Raw genomic sequence first — 18748 nt, forward strand, 5'->3', positions numbered from 1 at the left:
CTAACGACGTTGACCGGACTGTAGCCATGGTTGAAGTTGAGGGCGGTGGGAATCCGCCGGACTATGCCGCGAAAATGCGGCTTGTATGGCGGCGAGCGCCATCACTCGCGCTTGCCGCCATACGCCAGCATGTCACCACTTTGCAGCGAGGAGAAGGAGACTTGACCTATCCTTTGTAAGCCAGTTCGCAAATGGCCTTGACAACTTTCTGCTCATAGAAGCCATCAACCCACGCGTGAACGCGAGCGCCGGATGCGAGGGTTTCGCTTGCCCGAACGCACGCAGTCATTCCTGTCGTGCTTCGGTCCGATCCGCCACCACTTCGCGCTCAAGCGTCATCTGCTGAGCGCCTCGCTCTATCGCAAACAGCTCGCCGCGCGATTTGAAGCCTGGCGTCTCTTCACCGGCATTGCCCAAGCTCCGTCCACCGTGTTCTGAGACACGACTGTCCTTGCCGATATCTCGTCATGGAGTCAGCAACGTGACACCCATTAGCCGGCCCGTAAGCGCCTCGCGTCGGCCGTTCGTGATGTGTCGCGCGCATGTGGCACGCTATCGGTAACGCGTTGATCGATACCTCGCGGATACCGGCAGGAGACGTTGCGGCGATCAGGTTGTCGCTGACGGCGGAGTGGATTGCGTGGGCAACTTGCCGACCATGTTCCAGGGCAGCAGTTCGTCGATGCGACTGATTTTGTGGTCCGCGATGTGAGTCAGGATGTATTCCAGATATGCACGGGGGTTGATGTCATTCAGTTTGCACGAGCCGATCAGACCGTACATGGCAGCGGCCCGTTCGCCTCCACTGTCGGAGCCTGCAAACAGGAAGTTTTTCCTCCCCAGACTTACACAGCGCAGAGCGTTTTCGGCGAGAGCGTTGCTGATCTCAATACGACCGTCTTCGCAGTACAGAACGAGTGCGTTCCATTGATTGAGCGAGTAGCGTATCGCCTTGGCCAACTCGGATTTTGCCGACAGGGTCGCGATCTTGTCCGTCATCCACGCCTTGATGGTCGCGAGCACCGCGAGGCTTCTCTCCTGCCGTACGCGCAATCGTTCGGCGGCGGGCTCGCCCCGGATATCAGCCTCAATGTCGTAGAGTTCGCCGATCAGCTCGAGTACGTGCCTTGTCGACTCAGTCGGCGTGCGGACATGAACGTCGTATATGTACCGTCTCGCGTGATCCCAGCAAGCCGCCTCACGAATCTTGCCGCCTGCATACAGCTCGTCGAAACCACCGTAGGCGTCGGCCTGCAGGACGCCCTTGAATCCGGCCAGATGAGTCTGCGGATGTATCCCCTTTCGGTCGGGCGAGTAGGCAAACCAGACTGCGGCCGGGTCCGTCGAGCCCGAACGGCTGTCGTCGCGAACGTACACCCACAGGCGACCCGTGCGCGTCTTTTTGTTGCCCGGTGCAAGCACCGGGATCGGCGTGTCGTCCGCGTGCAGCTTGAACGTTGCCATCGTGTAGACGCGCAGCGCTTCGGTCAACGGCTCGCACAAAGCCTCGCACTGGCCGACCCAGCGCCCCATGCTGGCGGGGTCGAGCTTAACGCCGTCACGCGCGGCAATTGCCGACTGCCGGTACAGCGGTTGATGATCAGCGAACTTCGAAACGAGGATGTCAGCAAGCAGGCCCGGATGCGCGATGCTGCGCTCAATTGGCAAGCCCGGCATCGGCGGCTGCGAGATGTGATTGCAGCAGGTGCAGACCGCCTTGCGGCGGATCGTGCGAATCACCTTGAACATGGCGGCGACACGGGCAAGCTGCTCGGACACGTCCTCGCCGAGTGGCCGCATGGTGTTGCCGCAGTTCGGGCAGCTCGGATCGGGTTCGAGCACGCGCTCTTCACGCGGCAGATGGGGCGGCAACGCCTCCTTCGAGGCTGCTGCGCCGGCGGGCACACTTGTGCCCGATGTGCGGTCGCGGCGAACATCCGCGACACCGCGCCCACCGCTCAGCTCATCCAGTTCCGTTTCGAGCCGCTCGATCTGCCGGTCCAGCTGCTCGGACTTGCGGCCAAACTGCACCCGTTTGAGTTTGTCGATCTGGGCCTTGAGCTGTTCGATCTCGATATCGCGCTCGGCAAGCTGGGCACGAGCCTCCAGCAGCAAGGCCTTAAGCGCATCGACGTCATCCGGAAGACGGGCATCATCGGTCATGCGCCGGAGTTTACGCGTGCCCCGAAGCGTTTACAACACCGATAGCGCCGCGGTTCGACGCGGCTGCCGCCAGTCAATGCCCTCGAGTAGCATCGAGAGTTGTGCCTGTGTCAGATGGACCTTACCGCCGTCGGCCTGCGGCCAGACAAACCGCCCTCGCTCAAGCCGCTTCGCCAGGAGCCATAGCCCGTCCTCCGTGGCCCACAGGATTTTGATGAGGTCACCGCGCCTGCCCCGGAAGATGAAGACGTTCCCGTCGAACGGATTCTCCTCCAGTGCAGTTTGCACCTTCGCCGCCAGGCCCTGAAATCCGGAACGCATGTCGGTGACGCCAGCCGCAATCCAGATGCGGGTGCCCGCCGGCAGCCCGATCATCGGGACAGTTCTCGTACCAGTAACCGCAGCATATCAGGCGACACGTTGCCGCGGATGCGCAGGCGTGCACGGTCAAATTCGATCTCGCAGACGTTCTCCGACACAGCCTCGCGCATGGACATCGATGTCTCGGTTTCGGCGACAACGCTCACCGGAAGAAACGGTGCAACGTCAACCTCTGACTGCTGTTGCACATGCGCCGGATGTGGTGCTCCGAATACGCCTTGAAGATATTGGCGACGCCATCTGAACAGCAGGTTGGTGTTAATGTCGTTGCGACGCGCGACCAGCGATACGGAAGCTCCCGGTTCGAAGGTCTGTTCGACCAGCTGTCGCTTGAATTCGCGCGGAAAGTTCGGGCGCCTACCGGGCGCTTCGTTCTTGCCATCTACTATGTCGGCCACTTTGGTTCCCGCCAAAAAATTTGGTGGGAACCAAATTACCTCCATTTATGGCTGCTTAGAGAACGGCCGAGATGAGGCGCTTACGCCGGCCCAAGTCAAGGCACGAATTCATCCATCGCCAGATTGCAGTGCCGACGGAAATACCATCGACACTGCAATCTGGCGATGCTTTTCCGTTGTCTGTCGTGCTGTCTACGAAGCCTGATCACATCCGTTATCTCTCAGCTGGTTGCGAACCGGGTCGCACCAGACACCCATCGGGATCAAGCATGCCGCAGGTCTGCAGCCGCCCTGGCGACTATTGCCGCCCCAGAGAAACGTTGGTGCCAGGCGACGTCCAATGGGTTGCATCGCAGAGCCGTGGCTGTCACTTTCGCGACGCCAGTCAATTATGGCTCATCGCCCGGGCGATCCGGTTTTTCGCAAACAGTGGGGCCGGCGCAGGAGCACGTCCAATCAGTAGCCCTGGCTGCAGGCCAGTCACGTTACTGGCTCGCCTCCATGCGTCGACCCGTCAGGCAAAACATCGCTTCACGTCAAACGGCTGGTGCTCACGCAACATGTGATAGCACGCGCGCGCCAGCTTGTGCGCCAGCGCCTTGATTGCGAGGATTCCATTCCTTGCGCGCATCTTGCGCTCATAAAAACGCTTGGCCTGCGGGCAGTAGCGAATAGCATAGTTCGCCGCCTCGACAAACGCCCAGGCGAGGTACTTGTTTCCATTCTTCGTGTTGCCTTCCCCTTTCTTGCGGTTGTTGCTTTCCCGTCGGCTATCCACACAGCGACAATACGAGCTGAAGTTGCCAACGTCGGCAAAGCGCGTGATGGTCCCCGTCTCTAGCATGATCGTTGTCGCCAGTACGGGGCCGACACCGGGTATCGACTTCAGCAGCGCATAATCCGGGCGCAGTTGTACACGCTCCATGAGTCGCTTCTGCAAGATGATGATTTCCTCCTGCAGCGTGCGCATCACCGCCTGACTGGCCTGCATGGCGAGCGTCACATCAGGCGCAAAACCGAGCGCGGTTACCTGCTCGTCGCTCAGATGCTTGATCACTTCTCCGGTCATCCGCTGACCTGTCTGTCGGGAAAGCAGGTTTTCGATTGAGAGTATCTGTGCGGTCCGGCAGCGCACCAGTTGCATTCGTTTGCGCGAGAGGTCCCGCACTGGCCGCTCTTCTGCTGGATAAATGTAGCCTTCTGGCAATAGCCTCAGACGCAGGAGTTGCGCAAGATGGGCTGCATCGGTGAAGTCGCCGCTGTATTTCAGACCCTCGTACTGCCTGATTGCCGCCGGGTTCGCCAGATGGACCTGATAGCCATCCCCCATCAACTCGTCCACCAGCCAGTACCAGTTGAACGTCGCTTCGATGACCACCCCGACCAGTTCGGCGCGGTACGGTGCCAGAGCGGCCCGAATCTGGATCGGATCGTTGGGTAATCGCCGCTGGTAGAGGACCCGGTCAACCTCATCACAGATCACCACCACACTGTTGTTCGAGTGCAGGTCGATTCCGCCAAACTTGTCCATGCTGACCTCCCGTGCATCAAGTCGGTTTGGACCTTGACTTTACGCTGGCCGTCGCTGCTGGACCGAAAGCAGGCCGGCTATATGATTATCAGCGCCGTTGAACGACCTGACGCGAACGAATCCGTTGTCGACAAGCCGGTCGCATGCCGACTCCCACTCTTCTCGGTCCGGAGCATAAAACACCAGCAAATCCTCATGCGTCGGTGAGGCCGCTACCGGGTGTTCGCGGCATTGCGTGAACTCGAAGTGATAGTCCATCCCGAAACGTCCGACCATCACCCCATCGAACCCCTGATGATCTTGGAATCGTGCCAGCACGACCAGGTTGAGGGCCGCGCAATACATGCTTTCAGACCGGGAAATGTCGCTGACAGGTCTGGCGATTCGGAGCTTTGCTTGCATCGAATGGTTATACAGGTCGTTGGTTTGGGGATTTCGAACAACTGATCTGCGAGGATACGTCGAACCAAAATTGTCGACAATTTATGCGGCCCTGTGGAATGACCGTTCGTGGCCGATCGCGGAAGCCGCAATCAAGCGATGAGCCCTGCTTTCGCCTCCGTCAAGCCGGGTGCAGTAGTTTGCCTCGGGAACAGCGCCGCCAAAGCGGCTCAATTCTGGATGTTTTCCTCGCAATCGTTCCAGTACCGCAGCGGGTCGCGATGTTGTGGATAGCGTAAGTTGAGCCACGCTGACAGCCTGGTCCAATCTGGATGATTGGTACCGGTCTGAGCGGACCAGATCGATGACCGCTCAAGAATTTGACCGTTCCCGCGATCACGGACAAGCAGGCTGCCTAGTCCGCTTGAACTGTTCGCTTGTGACTCAATAAGATACCGCGGCAGAATTTTGAGTTCAGCATCCGCAGCCCAACCGTATAAGGCGCGGACCACGCCAGACGGATCTCTCAGCTCTATGGGGCCGCTTTCCGGGCGAACGGCCGTCCATCCTTCGGGAAACTCGGTGACAACCTCGTTTTTACCTTCCCTCACCCACTTCACGCGCCATGCCCGGACCATCGCCTCGCGCATGCGAGACACCGACTCGTAGCCAACAGGCAACTCGATCGCCATCGGAAGCGTAATGAGGTTGTCTTTCCAGAGTTTGGTTTCGTCGTCGACGCGCTCGACCACGTCGAATGCTCCTGCTTCGAATGGGTTCTCGGGCCGGCCCGATACTCTCACGTTGCCGCCGGGCAATCCCTCGAAAAGGCGCTCAGCATCATGGCGGGTAAGTTTTGTCTTTCCTTTCTTCATGGGTCTTCCTACAGCAAGGTTGTTGTCTCGCTAACGCCTGGGCCCTCATGATTCGGCCACTGCCGGCCGCGCGTTTCCCGCCGACTTCGTCAGGGTTTCGCATCCTCCGGCTTGGGGCTCCAGGCCGCAGCCAAGCGGCTTTGTACATCGACGAGTTGGTCATCGGTGGTCGCCACCAGCCACAAACGTGAGTGCTCCGCGATTTGGCGGTTGTGGTCCTTCAACGGTCCCATTGTGGCAGCGGACTTCCAGGCCACTGGGCCAATTCGGCTGCTCCGGCCCGACGGCGCACCCACCAGCAGGCAGTAAGGTCCAAGAGGAAGCGAGACGAACGGAAGGGCCGGACTACCGCGCACGCGCCAGTCGATGAACGGCGCCTCGTTGATGAGCAACGGAGTGGGCAAGCCGTAAAGCACACTGAAATCGTACAGCGACAGTTGCTCGCGCGCGCCCGCGTAGATACGCCGGATATCGTCGACAACCGCGGCGCGGATTTCATCGTCGAACATGGGCTCCTGCGCATAGCGTGCAGAGGCTTCCTGAGCGTCAATCTGATATGAGCTGAACAGGCCAAGTTCCACGCAGTCCTGCACTGCGCGCTGGACTTCCACCATAGAGCCGGCTTCCTCCGGCTTGCCCAACTGCGCTGCCCTCAAAAACCGGGCAAGACCCGCCTCCTGGATCGGAGGACCCTCCACAGACGCATCGTCGTCAGCATCCTTGTCGAGCGGCACGAAAATGTATTCTTCGGCCGCGAAGCGCGACTTCTTCCCTTCGTCAAACTTGATTCCGCCATCGATGCAGTCCAGATAGCGAGTACCGATTCGGCCATGCTCCCAAACCCAATTCTTCAGGAGCGGACGTAGCGGATGCAGCCTGTCGTGATTAGCCATGGGTGTCTCCAACTGCCCAAGTATAGATCCAAGTGGCCGCTTGCTCTGTTGGGGTCTAGTCTGGCAACGTTCGAACTAGACGGACAATCCAGAGATACTCTGCGCCTTCGTGTCATGGCCAGCGGCATCGCGATCGACAGCAATCAGCCGAGCAACGGCCGTTCATGCACCGTTCCGTGAACGGCTCTAACTGGCCGCACTCTGCCCTCATGAGGTGACGGCGCCCGCTCGCCACCGGCGGGCCTTTGGCATAAAGCGACCTTGGCAGTCCTTCAGCGTTCGTCAAGCCAGTCATTCGTCGACTGACGAGCGTGAACATCGGCTCCCTAATCACACCGAGCAGGGGCAGCCCAAAGGCCGCAACGAAGAGATACGCAGGTTAGCCCGAATTGCCGATGCTTGCAGGAACGCGTGCCGGCGTCGCAGGTCGAGGAAACTTACTTGTCGCGCTCGAAGGTTATGATGGACCGGGCGATGCCGGCCCAGTTCGGCATCTGTCGCCATGGGGTCAGCACCTGCAGACGGTCGCCGGCGACGTGGAACTCCCGTCACTGTGTCGTGCCGACCTACTCGGAATTCCAGGCGGCCTCAACCTTGGTGCACCACTGATTGTCTTCGGCGCGCTCGATGCCAGTGTACGCCACCAGGGTGTTCAACAGAGCCGCCTTCTCGGCGTCGCCCTTTCCGGGTTTGCGCCCGTCGCGAGTCAACATGAACGCCACCGGGTGGTCCGCGGTGAAAATTACGCGACCGCTCGGGTGCTCGCCCATTGCTGCGATCTTGCCGCCAGTGACTTTGGATTCGACCTTATAGGAGACCAAACGCCACGCCCCCGACAGCGGGGATTCCTGCGCCCGCGCGGCACCGGACGCCGCTGCGACAGCAATAAGGGCGGCAACGGCGCCATCGACCATGATTTCACCGTTTACCTATATAAAAAATGCGTCCCGCTCGCGCCAGTTTCTCGTGTGTTCAGACAGACAGGATGGGATGCAGGGCTTTACGGGTGGCTGGCCAACCGCTGGCCAGTCGCGAAACTCGCCATCTGCCGCCGGCTGTCCATGCATACTCTGTTTCGACCAGCGGCGTGTGGCCCGCGGTCGCCCCCGGTCCGTCCGGGGCTATAGCGCCATGTCAGTCGCAGCCTTGGCCGGCCGCGGTGCCGTGGCCTCGGGCTTCGAACCCGGCGTCGTGGCGAGGTCGATCTGCGGCGGCGGCGTCAGCTGCAGCACGTCGCTGGTGTAGGTCCATTCCTGGTAGACCTTGGCCGGGCTGTCGTTGAGCCTGGTTCCGTAGCTCGGGACGATCTGCCGGATCTTCTCCTGCCATGCCGGCGTAGCCACCTTGTCCTTGAAGACCTTCTCGAGCAGGCTGAGCATGATCGGCGCAGCGGTCGAGGCGCCCGGCGACGCGCCCAGCAGACCGGCGATACTGCCATCCTGCGAACTCACGATTTCAGTGCCGAGCTTGAGGACACCGCCCTTCGCACCGTCGCGCTTGATGATCTGAACACGCTGACCGGCTTGCCACAGGCGCCAGTCTTCCTTCCGGGCCTGCGGGAAGTATTCCTTCAAGGCATTGAAGCGATCGTCATCCGACAACATCAGCTGACCTGCCAGGTATTCGACCAACGGAAACTCGTCGATGCCCACGTGCGCCATAGGCATGACGTTATGCACATTGGTGCTGGTCAGGAGATCGAAGTACGAGCCGTTCTTCAGGAATTTGGTCGAGAAGGTCGCGAACGGTCCGAACAGAATGATCTTCTTGCCATCGATGATGCGGGTGTCCAGGTGCGGCACCGACATCGGCGGCGAACCAACGGAAGCCTTGCCGTAAGCCTTGGCCAGGTGCCGGCTCACGACCTCCGGATTTTCCGTCACCAGGAACGAGCCGCCGACCGGAAAGGCACCATAGTCCCTGGCCTCCGGGATGCCCGAAGCCTGCAGCAGGTGCAGCGCGCCGCCGCCTGCGCCGATGAACACGAACTTCGCGTCGACGTCCTGCTCGGAATCACCGGTCTGGGTCTTCACGTAGGACACCCGCCACGTGCCGTCAGCGTTGCGCTTGATGCTGCGCACTTCGCTGTTGAGCGAGAGATTGAAGCCGGGCTGGCTCTGCAGGTAGCCGACGAACTGGCGCGTAATCTCGCCGAAGTTCATGTCGGTGCCCACGGGGGACCAGGTTGCCGCGACCTTCTGCCTGGGATCGCGCCCCTCCATCATCAGCGGAACCCAGTGCTTGATCTGGTCGAAGTCGTCCGAGTACTTCATGCCGCGGAACAACGGGCTCGCCTGCAGCGCATCGTAGCGTTTCTTGAGGAAACGGACATTGTCGTCACCCCAGACGAAGCTCATGTGCGGCGTCGAATTGATGAACGAGTGCGGATTCTTGAGCACATCGTTCTTGACCTGCCAAGCCCAGAACTGGCGCGACACCTGAAAGGCCTCGTTGATTTCGACGGCCTTCGAAATGTCGATTGTGCCGTCCGGCTTCTCGGGTGTGTAGTTGAGCTCGGCCAACGCGGAATGCCCTGTGCCGGCATTGTTCCAGCCATTCGAGCTTTCCTTGGCCACACCGTCCAGACGCTCGATCATCATCATTGACCAGTCAGGCTGGAGCTCATGGAGCCACACGCCCAACGTCGAACTCATGATGCCGCCGCCCACCAGCAGGACATCTACCTTTTTCGTGTCGCCGGCTTGCGCGGAAAACGCGGTCACGGAAAGAACCACGCCCAACAAAACTGCCGTTATCGTTTTGATCACAGTGACTAACCTTTCTGAACTTTCACAACATATTTGCTAGGACTTCCAGCCGAATGGCTTCGGCAAAGAGCCGTGAATCCACGACAATCTGATTCTCAAGCTTGCCGTCGGCGATGTGGTTTGCAACGTCCACCGCCTTATTCAGCGGAATTGATATGGCCCGCAACAGATAGACCGACGCACCGGCAGCAACAATGACGCCGATGCAACAAGTGGGCGGAAAGCCGCACGGCTCGAACCTGTCATTGCAGAGTTGGCCGCTGCCAGATCCTTCATGCCGGGAATCGCGCCGTTCTGCACGGCCTCGAAGCATTGCTGCGCCTGGTAGAGCTGCCGTAGGCCGTAGCTGCCGGTAAGGTCAGCGCCATCAGCGCCATCGACAGGGTAAAGACCAAGTGTTTGATAATTGTCATTCTGAAAATCCTGAACCCGAAAATAAATTTTGTAATGTCGCGAGCCCGAAGCGAGCAGAAGCCAGTCGCGATGACCTGCGAGATGGGCCAACCGCAAGAATTATGCCATGCGTTTCGAAGCGCTCGAAGCATGCTCGACGCGCATTTGCACGGAGACAGGCGCAGGGGCGTTCCGGGTATCCGTAAAAGCCGGCCTCGAATCTTCTGAAATTCCAGACATCGCCTTACCCAAACTTTAATGAGTAGAATTGAACTTCACGCCTGATCCTGACCGATCGCGAACCTTCGGCACGTTCACGGCAATCGGGCCGTCGGCCATCAACACTTCGCGCTCCGGCAAGTAGCCGTTGCGCAGCACAGCGCGCATACATGCCCACCTGTGCTTCATAACTGAGCGGGACGACCCCATCGATGTCCTGACCGTTAAAGTTCAGCTCTGTCGTATCGGCAATGCAAAGCACCACCGGCAACTGCTCCATGCGTGCAAGTTCTCTCGCGCGGTTCGAGCGCCGTGCCTTCACGCGGCGCTGCAGGGTGCGCAACTGGGCATCGCCAAAGCCTCGATGAACGGCAGGCACGATGGATACCGGCGGCATGACGCGGCTGCGCGGATTGAATACGGCCAACACCGGCGCGCTGATGTGAGCCGGCGCGGCCAACCGGCCGTCGATGTGCAACGTTCCGCGCGAGAACCGATCCTCGCGATATAGGTATTCGGCCCCGGTCGCGTGGCGAACTTCCGTAGGCGATCCGTTTCTGCCCCTTCAGCTAGCTTCTGCGATTGTCACCGCTGCGCTCCAAAGCCGCTGTTCCGCCCGCGCCGCCCGGTCTGACTTTCTGGAGGCTGCCGATTCGTGTTCGCTCCCGTCCATGCTCACGAAGGACTCTTCTGGCCACGTTGGACGAGCCGGTTGTCGATCCATCGGCTCCTGGTAGCTTGTCGACGCCACCGTTATGTAAAGACGGGCTGATGCCGGGACTGACCACAGGCAGAACCTGCGCGAAAGCCTGATGATAAAAAAATCACTTTAGATTAAATATATCATTCGCGTTGCCGATAACAGACTGAACGACCTGCTGCATTTCCCGGCTGGCCGGTCGGGATCCGCTGCGTGATATAAATTCCAATGGGGCAATCGTGCAGTTTCTCAAAAACTTGAAGGTGTTTTCCCAGCTCATCCTGGGTTTTTCTGCTGTTGTCGTCCTGATGGTCGGACTGGGCGCAGTATCGCTATTCGAGGTGAGCGGCGAGAACAGTCACGTCGCGGAACTCCGCGACAACTGGTTGCCGAGCGTGCGCACCAGCCTGCAGATGCAGGCCGCCCTCCGCGCTATACGCCTCGGTGAATTTCGTGCTGTCGGCGCGCCTACCCCCGCCGAAATACAGCATGCGGAAACGGTAATCGCTGCCGGCATTGCCGACTACCGGCGCGTGTCAGCCGAATACGAGAAGCTCATCGGCGAACCGGAAGAAAAAGTTGCCTTCGCAGACATCCAGACGCTGATGCCGCAGTACCTCGACCTCGATCGGCAGGTTGTGACACTGGCGGAACAGAACAAGACAGGCGATGCAATGGACTTGATGCGCGGTCAGTCCAACACGGCCCGCAATGCCATCGAAAAAGACATCCAGACGATCGTCGACGTCAACGTGGCGGGCGCGGCCCGCGAAGGCGAGGCGGCGAGTCAGGCGTATTCACGGGCGATAGCACTCGTGATCGGACTGGTTATCGCTGCGGCGGCAGTCGCGCTGGGCGTGGCGCTGGTCATTGCCCGAGCCCTCACACGACAGCTGGGCGGCGAACCCCGGGAGGCGGCCGCACTGGCCAGCGAGATCGCGGCCGGCAATCTGCGCGTCGCGGTGCGGCTGAAAGCAGGAGACCGTTCCAGCATGATGTTTTTGCTGGGCGCCATGAAAGACCAGCTGACCGCCATCGTGCAGGGCATCAAGACCTCCAGCGAGTCGATCTCGGTCGCCGCAGACGAAATCGCGCAGGGCAATACGGATCTGTCACAGCGCACGGAGGAACAGGCGGCCTCACTCGAGGAAACTGCCTCGAGCATGGAGGAGCTGACGAGCACGGTCCGTCAGAATGCGGACAACGCGAAGCAGGCGACCACACTCGCCAGCACGGCGTCGGGGATCGCACAACGGGGCGGCGAAGTGGTCGGACGGGTGATCGAAACGATGAACGGGATCTCCGACAGCTCAGCCAGGGTGGCCGAGATCATTAGCGTGATCGAAGGCATTGCGTTCCAGACCAACATTCTCGCGCTCAATGCCGCGGTTGAGGCCGCCCGCGCCGGCGAACAGGGGCGTGGTTTTGCCGTCGTGGCGGGCGAGGTTCGCACGCTCGCCCAGCGCAGCGCAACGGCGGCCAAAGAAATCAAGGATCTGATCAGCGACTCGGTGACCCGGGTTGACGTCGGCTCGAAGCTCGTTGAGGAAGCCCGTGCCACGATCAACGAAATTGTCCAGTCGGTGAAGCGCGTGACCGACATCATGAGCGAGATCGCGGCGGCATCGGAAGAGCAGAGCACCGGCATCGGACAGGTCAATACGGCCGTCACCCAGATGGACGGGGTGACCCAGCAGAACGCCGCGCTGGTGGAGGAGGCCTCGGCCGCAGCCCAGTCGATGGCCCAGCAGGCCCAAGGGTTGCGTGACGCAGTGGCCGTCTTCAAAGTCGACGACCGGGGGGCATCTGCGTCACGATTAATCGCCCCGCTCAGCGAACCGCGCCGGCCGGTACCCAAGGTTCGCACGTCCCGTCCTGTAGCGTTAACAAAGACGATGCCAGCCACTACCGCAGGGAGCGGCACTGTGACTGCGACGGATATAGGTGCTGTGGACTGGCAGGCATTCTGAGCAGATCAGAAAAATGGACAATGCCAGCGGACGCGCTTGAACAAATGCGCAAGCTCGTGAACGCCAACACGAAGACAGTGAGCGCGCTGGGTACGCGGGTGTTGGTTCTGGGCACTTGTTCCATCGGAAGGCGTCATCGGCCAGAACGGCCGTCCAAATCGGAACAGCTGCCCGCGGCGCTTGAGAGTGAAGCTGACTCGTCCGACGAATTGTCGGTCGCCGTCGCTTCGCCAAAAGGGCACCTCGTCGCTCGTCAGCGGACGTTCGCCATGCGACTGCGAAGGACCGTTTATGGCCCGCAGGCAGCCATTCGCAACGGGCGCAACGTGTGCCAATCTTACCCTTCTGCGAATCCAACAAATTCGCGTCGCAAATCCGGCAAGTCCAATTTATTCGGTTCCGCGTCATCAAAGGTTTGACCGAATTCGTTCGCAAGTCTCTGAGCACTAGGCAGGCCGTTATGGGGCTGAGCGGCGAATCGCCTGAGCGCCAGACGAAGACTGCAAGCGTCCGCGCGTACGGCGCGCAGAACACCTTTCGCCGTAGGTTTTATGCGGCCACGGAGAGCGCGGCGTCATGCCGGAGTGGCACGACGTTCGACGGGGTATCCATCAGGAGTTCCAGGCGTGCGCCGAGCAGGCGCCATGCGTCCGACTGTTCCTGCTGCCGGACCGCCCGTTGATAGGTGCGTTTGATCTTGTTCTGTTCGAGGTGGTTCAGGCACTTCTCGCTCACGTGGCCATGGACGCCGAGCTCGCCCATCGGCGTCGTGCCCGCTCGGCGCAGATCGTGAGGGGTCCACCGTCCGCCTGGCAAGATAAGCGCGTCGATGTGCTGGCTGCGGTGCTGCAACGGCGTGCCGCTTGCCGCGCCTTGGCGGTCATAGATCTGCTTCGTAATGGACTTGGAACACACTGGCCCGTCGTGCCGGGCGGCCGGGAAGAGCCAGACTTCATCGCCGCCGAGTTCGAGCAGCGCCCGCATGTGGGTCTTGGCAAACTCGCTTAGGGCAAAGCTGAACAAGCGGGTAAATCGGCGACGTGTCAGCGATTTGAACTTCGCCAAGTGATGAGGCCGAGCTTAAGCCCTTGCTTTTCGGCCCTCGCAGGCCTGTTGGGCGGGCACTTTGCCCGCCTTTCGCCCACTATGGGCGTACCGGTGCCATCAGTTTCTTGCGCGACAGGTAGACGTTCGCCAGTGCGAGCGCGACGAACGTCCGGTTGGCGTTCTTTGCCAGCCCTCGATAGCGCACCTTGGTAAATCCCCACAGACGCTTCACAACCGCGAAGACGTGTTCGACTCGCGCCCGGATCTTCGACTTGTTGCGGTTCTTGCCGCGCTGCACCTCGTCGACTTCGCCGCCCGCACGGCGCGTGCGCTGATTGGTATAGTCGCGCGCCCTGGGCGCCTTGCTGTGGATCAGTGCCTTCTGGCTCGCATAGGCGCTGTCGCCGTAGACGCGCCGCTCCTGCCCGTGCAGCAATTGCGGCAGTGGATGCTTGTCATGCACATTGGCGGGCGTGAGCACCGCGCTGTGCGCCAGGCCGCTCTGGCTGTCCACACCGATGTGCAGCTTGGCGCCGAAATACCATTGGCGACCCTTGCGGGTCTGATGCATCTCGGGGTCGCGCGCCTTCTGCTCATTCTTCGTCGAGCTCGGCGCGCCGATGATCGTCGCGTCCACGATGGTGCCGCTTTTGAGCTTCATGCCGCTGGCCTGAAGGACCCGGCCGACTTCGGCAAACAATTGCTCGCCCAGTTTGTGCGTCTCCAGCAGGCGCCGGAATTTGAGCAGCGTCGTCGCATCGGGCACAGCTTCGCAACCCAGGTCAATTCCGGCAAAGCGACGCAGGCTGGCGCTGTCGTAGAGGGCCTCTTCGCAAGCGAAGTCGGCCAGATTGAACCAGTGCTGCACGAAGTGGATCCGCAGCATGCGCTCCAGACCAATTGGCGGGCGGCCATTGCCGCGCTTCGGATAATGCGGCTCGATCACCGCGCACAACTGCGCCCATGGCACGATCGCATTCATCGTGTCGAGAAACTCGTCGCGCCGCGTGCGTTTGCGGTGGGTCTCGAAACCCGCACCTTGATCGGCTGCCATCGCCAGCGTCTGCTGTTTCATCCTGTTCTGCCTTCCTCGTTTAATCCGATCTCTATAACGCTTGACGTGCCAGATTGGTGGACTTAATCAGTGTTGCCTTAGGTAGATCGTGTGCTCCTTCGCGTTTTTCGAGTGGTCCGCCGGAATGATCCAGGTGCCCGCTGCCAGATCGATGGCGGCACGGCGCGCGCGGGTCAGTTCGCCGATCCGCGTGAGCGTCGCGAGCATGACCCATACAGCGTGCTGCGTCGAGTTGAGCAGATTGGCGTCGGCGAGTCTGGCTGACAACGCGCGGATTTCGGCCTCCGACAGCACACGTTCGCGTTCCTCCTCCTGACCACCAACGTGTTTCTTTTCGATGCCGGTCGTCGGATCGGCCGCCACAATCTCGCGCACCAGTGCCAAGCCGAACATCTGCCTCAGTTCGGCGGGCAGCCGGTTGGCCAGACGCGCGGCACCGCACGCCTTGACGGTATCCAGCACGGACATGATGTCGGCCCGTCGGATGCTGTCAGCGTGACAGTCACCGACCTTTCCCGGCCTTTGCGGCGTCTGTTGCACCGAGCGCCCGCAGGTCTTTGAACTGGATGCTGTCAGTGACGTTGGCGCGATCCTTTGCGCGGCGCCACATCGAATGAAGCCCGGTCTTCGAATACGCCCCGCCTTTCTGCGTGGGGAACAGGTATGGGCTGGTGATCAAGTACTTCTTCTTGATCGCCTTCGCGCGATCGATCACCGCGCGGATCTGCAGCGTGATCTCAACGTCCAGTACCTTGCCACTCGTGCCGGCCGTCTTTGACGGCTTGAATCGGATCGTGTTGTCGGTGATCTGCGTCTCGAGCAACATGCGAATGTCGATTCCCCGCTGGCGGCAAATGCCACACTGGACAACAGATCTGACAGGCCCACAACATCAAGATCGGCAACCACGTCGCCTTCAGACTTCGTGAGTGGCATGCTGTCTCCCGGCAACGTCGGCACGGTCACCTGCGTATGACTGGCTCCCGTTACATCGCCGACTCGAACACTCACTTCCTGGATGCCTCGAGGTATCCAAACGTATGAATGCGCTATGCCAACGGAGGATTGCAGTGACCGTTCGTAGAATGGTTTTCTTTGGGTCGTCCATCTATCTTGATTCCATGGACTTTGCGATTTCATTTACAGTAAGTGGCGCCATGTTAAACGTTCTGCACTGGATTCATATCGGTAGCAACGCGTACGACGAGTACACGTTCGTCCCCTGACTGAACAAGAACGTGTATCGCCGGACTGTTGACCTTAGCCACATCTGTATCCAGTGAGGGCCACGATGAGCATGAACGCAAGTGATTTACTCGAGCTGCACCGAGATGATCCAACGTCGTCAGAACTGCGGAAGATGGCCGCGAACATCATCGCCGTCGGCGTCGCAGATCAACACGCGGGCTGCTGACATGAACGCGCTCGAACAGTGGCGCTCCCGACCGCTGCAGGTCAGTGTCCTGGATCGCTGCGATGAATGCGGCGAGTTGAAGGAAGACGTTCAGAAGCGCGTGAACTATTGGCCGAAGATTACTGCCGTCTGCTGTGGGAAGTGCTTCACTGCAATGACCGGCCAATACAGCGGATCTTCAGCCCTATCAGGGGTCAGCGAGGAATGGCGCGCAACGCAATGCTGTCGCGACCGAGCTAGATAAATCAGGGTTTCCTTAGTTCCTTTGGAATTGACGGTAAGGCCGGCTGGGCCTGCGGGGGCCGTTTTGGGTTTGCGTGGCATACATGCTCCTTGAGCTACATGTTATGCCTTGAACACAAAATTTATGAAAGGCCCCTAAAGTCCGGCCCGCGGATGACGATAAACCGCTTGATCGCGACGACGCATCGAGCACGAAGCATGGCTCTTGACGGTCCCAATCGTGCTCCTTTTCCTGGCCTCTTCTGCCGCCACCCCACGGCGCCTCCATCTCAATACGTCGATTTTTTCAGAGCTCTCCATGAAAAGTAAACGATGGTCAATTAGTCTAGTAACGTTTCTGGCTCTCTCTGCTTTGTTGCCGATGCAGGGCGCGCACGCGCTGGACGCCACCGTTCAGCCCGGACAGAGCATTCAGAGCGCACTTCAATCGGTAGCGGCAGCGGGTGGCGGCACTGTTACGCTCGGCGCGGGCGTCTGGACCTTGAGCAGTTCGATCCAGATCCCGGGCAGCAACATCACGTTGACGGGCCAAGGTGCCGCAACGGTGATTCAAGGACCGTCGACGCCCTATGTATGGAACCTAATCCTTGTGAATGGCCAGGGGAGCCTGCACGACATTACCATCTCGAACCTTGTGCTTGACGGACAGGTTCCGAAGTCGGCGGCTTTTGATCCTAACAACGCCTACTCGGTGGCGGGCGGTGGTCTCAACGAAGCCGCGAAGGGTTTGGAGCTTGTCGACGCGAGCAACCTGAAGATTCTGAACGTCGAGGTGAGGAACACGGCGGAAGGAATGGCAACCGGGTCCATCAATGGACTGACCATCGATCGCTCCTACTTTCACGATAGCGGCATTATGGTGCACGGTAACGACGGCCTTGCCTGGCACAATGCGTATTTATGGGGCTCGACGAATGTGACGATTACCAACTCGCGCTTCTTGAACTCGTGGGCGGGCGATGGCTTGCATATCAACGGACCGGGGAGCAACGCGATCACTGTCGATAACTCGACATTCGTCGGCAACTATCGGCTGGGTATTCATGCCCAGCAAACTCCTGCCAATCTCACCGTCTCGAACAACGACCTGAGTTTCAACGGCTCGACCGCGCCAGGCACTGCGAACTACAACGGTCTGTCCATGAGCGGTCTCGACATGGAGTCCACGACTGGAACGATAGTCGGCAATACAGCCATCGGCAATACCAATGAAGGCATCATCACCCGCAGTGGAACCGGCACGCTCGCCGGCAATACGGCGCTCGCCAATAGCTGGTGGCAGATCGACAATTTCGGCTCCTACACGGTCGGTGCGAACTATTCAGTGCAGGGTCATGGTAGTGCACGAGGTGTCGGTCCGATTCCGGACGGGACATATCAGATCGTATCCCGATCGAGCGGGCTGGCGCTGGCACCGGCCGGCCAGGCAAACGGCAGCTTGCTGATGCAAACTCCTTATACGAGGTCGACAAGCCAACTGTGGAGCTTCGTCAATCTGGGCAATGGCGAATATGAGGTCGCCGCCGCCAGTAGCAGCCTGGCGATGGACGTGAGCGGAGCGGGTACCGGAGATGGGGCGCAGGTTCTGGTGTGGAATTACCGCGGTGCCGCCAATCAGATCTGGCGTGTCATCTCGACCGGCTCGCAGTATTACCGTCTGTGTCCGGCCCACGCGCCCGGTTCGTGCATCGATGTCAAGGGTGGCTCGACGGCCCCTGGTGCAAATGTAGACCTTTGGCAATACGAAGGTTTGCAAAGCCAGCAGTGGCAAGTTCTCGCCCCCTGATCGCAAGCTGCCAGGCAAATCTGAAGATGCGGGGCGTTCCAGGCGGGGCTTTATAGCTCCGCTGCCGGGTGAGTCGACACGGAAAGTTGTTGCAGCTTCCGTCTCCCCGCCTGCATCCAATTCTGTCAGGACTCCTATTCGATAAGCGTCAGTGCATCCCGTCTTGAATATGGCAAGCCCCGAGTATGAATGTATTGTTTTCGTGAGGATGACAGTGCGCCAGCTCATGCTCATTGAACACGACCACCTCTGCGATGTAGGGCGCCTCCTGATACCAGTTCGGGTCGTCCTGACGTCGGAACCGCATTAGTTGAGAATCTCGCCGTACTCCGGACCCCATTCGATGAGAACGGGCCCACACTAGGTGAGAACAGCCCGATTACATCGGCGCGGAACCACGTTCAGCAAGAATGTCCGAGCGGCTCAGCCAAGGTGCGTGTCAAAGTCAGCTAACGACCCGCCCTTGAATGCCGACGTGGAGCGCGCCGGGACGACGGCTCGCCATGGAGGC

At 60.0% G+C, this 18748-nt stretch carries 17 protein-coding genes and 1 pseudogene; 3 read left to right on the top strand and 15 right to left on the bottom strand.

Features of this window, described 5'->3' with window-relative positions:
* Positions 1-210 precede the first annotated feature (210 nt).
* A pseudogene (locus OKW28_RS10365) lies at positions 211-438 on the top strand (IS6 family transposase); the annotation flags it as partial.
* Positions 439-609: 171 nt separating this feature from the next.
* Here the strand turns inward: OKW28_RS10365 and tnpC are convergent.
* The 11 genes from tnpC to OKW28_RS10420 form a co-directional block, all read right to left on the bottom strand.
* The gene (gene tnpC / locus OKW28_RS10370; protein WP_429444456.1) at positions 610-2163 is read right to left on the bottom strand and encodes an IS66 family transposase; all 1554 of its coding nucleotides are present in this window, start codon (positions 2161-2163) and stop codon (positions 610-612) included.
* Positions 2164-2193: 30 nt separating this feature from the next.
* Positions 2194-2538, bottom strand: coding sequence for an IS66 family insertion sequence element accessory protein TnpB (gene tnpB / locus OKW28_RS10375; protein ID WP_429444458.1), 345 nt, complete (start codon positions 2536-2538; stop codon positions 2194-2196).
* Positions 2535-2942 carry an IS66-like element accessory protein TnpA gene (gene tnpA, locus OKW28_RS10380; protein WP_429444462.1) on the bottom strand — a complete coding sequence of 136 codons (408 nt, stop codon included), beginning with the start codon at positions 2940-2942 and terminating at the stop codon, positions 2535-2537. Before tnpA ends, tnpB begins: the two co-directional genes overlap by 4 nt.
* A gap of 514 nt (positions 2943-3456) precedes the next feature.
* Positions 3457-4473, bottom strand: a complete 1017-nt coding sequence (locus OKW28_RS10385) for an IS110 family transposase (protein ID WP_429445254.1) — start codon at positions 4471-4473, stop codon at positions 3457-3459.
* Positions 4474-4512: 39 nt separating this feature from the next.
* On the bottom strand, positions 4513-4875 hold the full coding sequence (locus OKW28_RS10390; RefSeq protein WP_429445256.1) for a VOC family protein: 363 nt from the start codon (positions 4873-4875) through the stop codon (positions 4513-4515).
* A 209-nt stretch (positions 4876-5084) separates the two neighbouring features.
* Entirely contained in the window at positions 5085-5729 is a 645-nt protein-coding gene (locus tag OKW28_RS10395) for a hypothetical protein (RefSeq protein WP_342963573.1), read from the bottom strand.
* Between the two features lie 89 nt (positions 5730-5818).
* On the bottom strand, positions 5819-6622 hold the full coding sequence (locus OKW28_RS10400; RefSeq protein ID WP_429445258.1) for a hypothetical protein: 804 nt from the start codon (positions 6620-6622) through the stop codon (positions 5819-5821).
* A 566-nt stretch (positions 6623-7188) separates the two neighbouring features.
* Positions 7189-7536 (bottom strand): lipocalin-like domain-containing protein, encoded by a 348-nt coding sequence (locus OKW28_RS10405; protein ID WP_429445260.1) that lies wholly within the window; start codon positions 7534-7536, stop codon positions 7189-7191.
* 207 nt (positions 7537-7743) lie between these two features.
* Positions 7744-9390 (bottom strand): malate dehydrogenase (quinone), encoded by a 1647-nt coding sequence (gene mqo / locus OKW28_RS10410; protein WP_429445262.1) that lies wholly within the window; start codon positions 9388-9390, stop codon positions 7744-7746.
* A gap of 141 nt (positions 9391-9531) precedes the next feature.
* Positions 9532-9894 carry a hypothetical protein gene (locus tag OKW28_RS10415; RefSeq protein WP_429445264.1) on the bottom strand — a complete coding sequence of 121 codons (363 nt, stop codon included), beginning with the start codon at positions 9892-9894 and terminating at the stop codon, positions 9532-9534.
* Between the two features lie 133 nt (positions 9895-10027).
* The gene (locus tag OKW28_RS10420) at positions 10028-10480 is read right to left on the bottom strand and encodes a hypothetical protein (RefSeq protein WP_429447008.1); all 453 of its coding nucleotides are present in this window, start codon (positions 10478-10480) and stop codon (positions 10028-10030) included.
* 461 nt (positions 10481-10941) lie between these two features.
* On the opposite strand from OKW28_RS10420, the gene OKW28_RS10425 reads away from it, so the two are divergent.
* Complete coding sequence (locus OKW28_RS10425; protein WP_429445266.1) at positions 10942-12672, top strand: methyl-accepting chemotaxis protein; 1731 nt, start codon at positions 10942-10944, stop codon at positions 12670-12672.
* Positions 12673-13221: 549 nt separating this feature from the next.
* Here OKW28_RS10425 and OKW28_RS10430 read toward each other — a convergent pair.
* From OKW28_RS10430 to OKW28_RS10445, 4 genes are all read right to left on the bottom strand, one after another.
* Positions 13222-13737: a hypothetical protein gene (locus OKW28_RS10430; RefSeq protein ID WP_429445268.1), complete on the bottom strand. Its 516-nt coding sequence runs from the start codon at positions 13735-13737 to the stop codon at positions 13222-13224.
* Positions 13738-13816: 79 nt separating this feature from the next.
* Positions 13817-14794, bottom strand: a complete 978-nt coding sequence (locus tag OKW28_RS10435; RefSeq protein ID WP_429445270.1) for an IS5 family transposase — start codon at positions 14792-14794, stop codon at positions 13817-13819.
* Positions 14795-14860: 66 nt separating this feature from the next.
* Complete coding sequence (locus tag OKW28_RS10440; RefSeq protein ID WP_429445272.1) at positions 14861-15334, bottom strand: tyrosine-type recombinase/integrase; 474 nt, start codon at positions 15332-15334, stop codon at positions 14861-14863.
* Positions 15297-15617 (bottom strand): hypothetical protein, encoded by a 321-nt coding sequence (locus OKW28_RS10445; RefSeq protein WP_429445274.1) that lies wholly within the window; start codon positions 15615-15617, stop codon positions 15297-15299. The genes OKW28_RS10440 and OKW28_RS10445 overlap by 38 nt, the downstream gene beginning before the upstream one ends.
* Before the next feature lie 1132 nt (positions 15618-16749).
* Here OKW28_RS10445 and OKW28_RS10450 point away from each other — a divergent pair.
* Entirely contained in the window at positions 16750-18237 is a 1488-nt protein-coding gene (locus tag OKW28_RS10450; RefSeq protein ID WP_429445276.1) for an RICIN domain-containing protein, read from the top strand.
* Positions 18238-18748 lie beyond the last annotated feature (511 nt).

Source organism: Paraburkholderia sp. 40, from assembly GCF_050434105.1.
Taxonomy (GTDB): domain Bacteria; phylum Pseudomonadota; class Gammaproteobacteria; order Burkholderiales; family Burkholderiaceae; genus Paraburkholderia; species Paraburkholderia tuberum.

Bases quoted from the DNA above. Each gene is read 5' to 3' on its own strand.
- tnpC (WP_429444456.1), bottom strand. From the start codon at position 2,163: ATGACCGATGATGCCCGTCTTCCGGATGACGTCGATGCGCTTAAGGCC.
- OKW28_RS10395 (WP_342963573.1), bottom strand. From the start codon at position 5,729: ATGAAGAAAGGAAAGACAAAACTTACCCGCCATGATGCTGAGCGCCTT.
- tnpB (WP_429444458.1), bottom strand. From the start codon at position 2,538: ATGATCGGGCTGCCGGCGGGCACCCGCATCTGGATTGCGGCTGGCGTC.
- OKW28_RS10390 (WP_429445256.1), bottom strand. From the start codon at position 4,875: ATGCAAGCAAAGCTCCGAATCGCCAGACCTGTCAGCGACATTTCCCGG.
- OKW28_RS10450 (WP_429445276.1), top strand. From the start codon at position 16,750: ATGAAAAGTAAACGATGGTCAATTAGTCTAGTAACGTTTCTGGCTCTC.
- OKW28_RS10385 (WP_429445254.1), bottom strand. From the start codon at position 4,473: ATGGACAAGTTTGGCGGAATCGACCTGCACTCGAACAACAGTGTGGTG.
- OKW28_RS10435 (WP_429445270.1), bottom strand. From the start codon at position 14,794: ATGAAACAGCAGACGCTGGCGATGGCAGCCGATCAAGGTGCGGGTTTC.
- OKW28_RS10405 (WP_429445260.1), bottom strand. From the start codon at position 7,536: ATGGTCGATGGCGCCGTTGCCGCCCTTATTGCTGTCGCAGCGGCGTCC.
- OKW28_RS10400 (WP_429445258.1), bottom strand. From the start codon at position 6,622: ATGGCTAATCACGACAGGCTGCATCCGCTACGTCCGCTCCTGAAGAAT.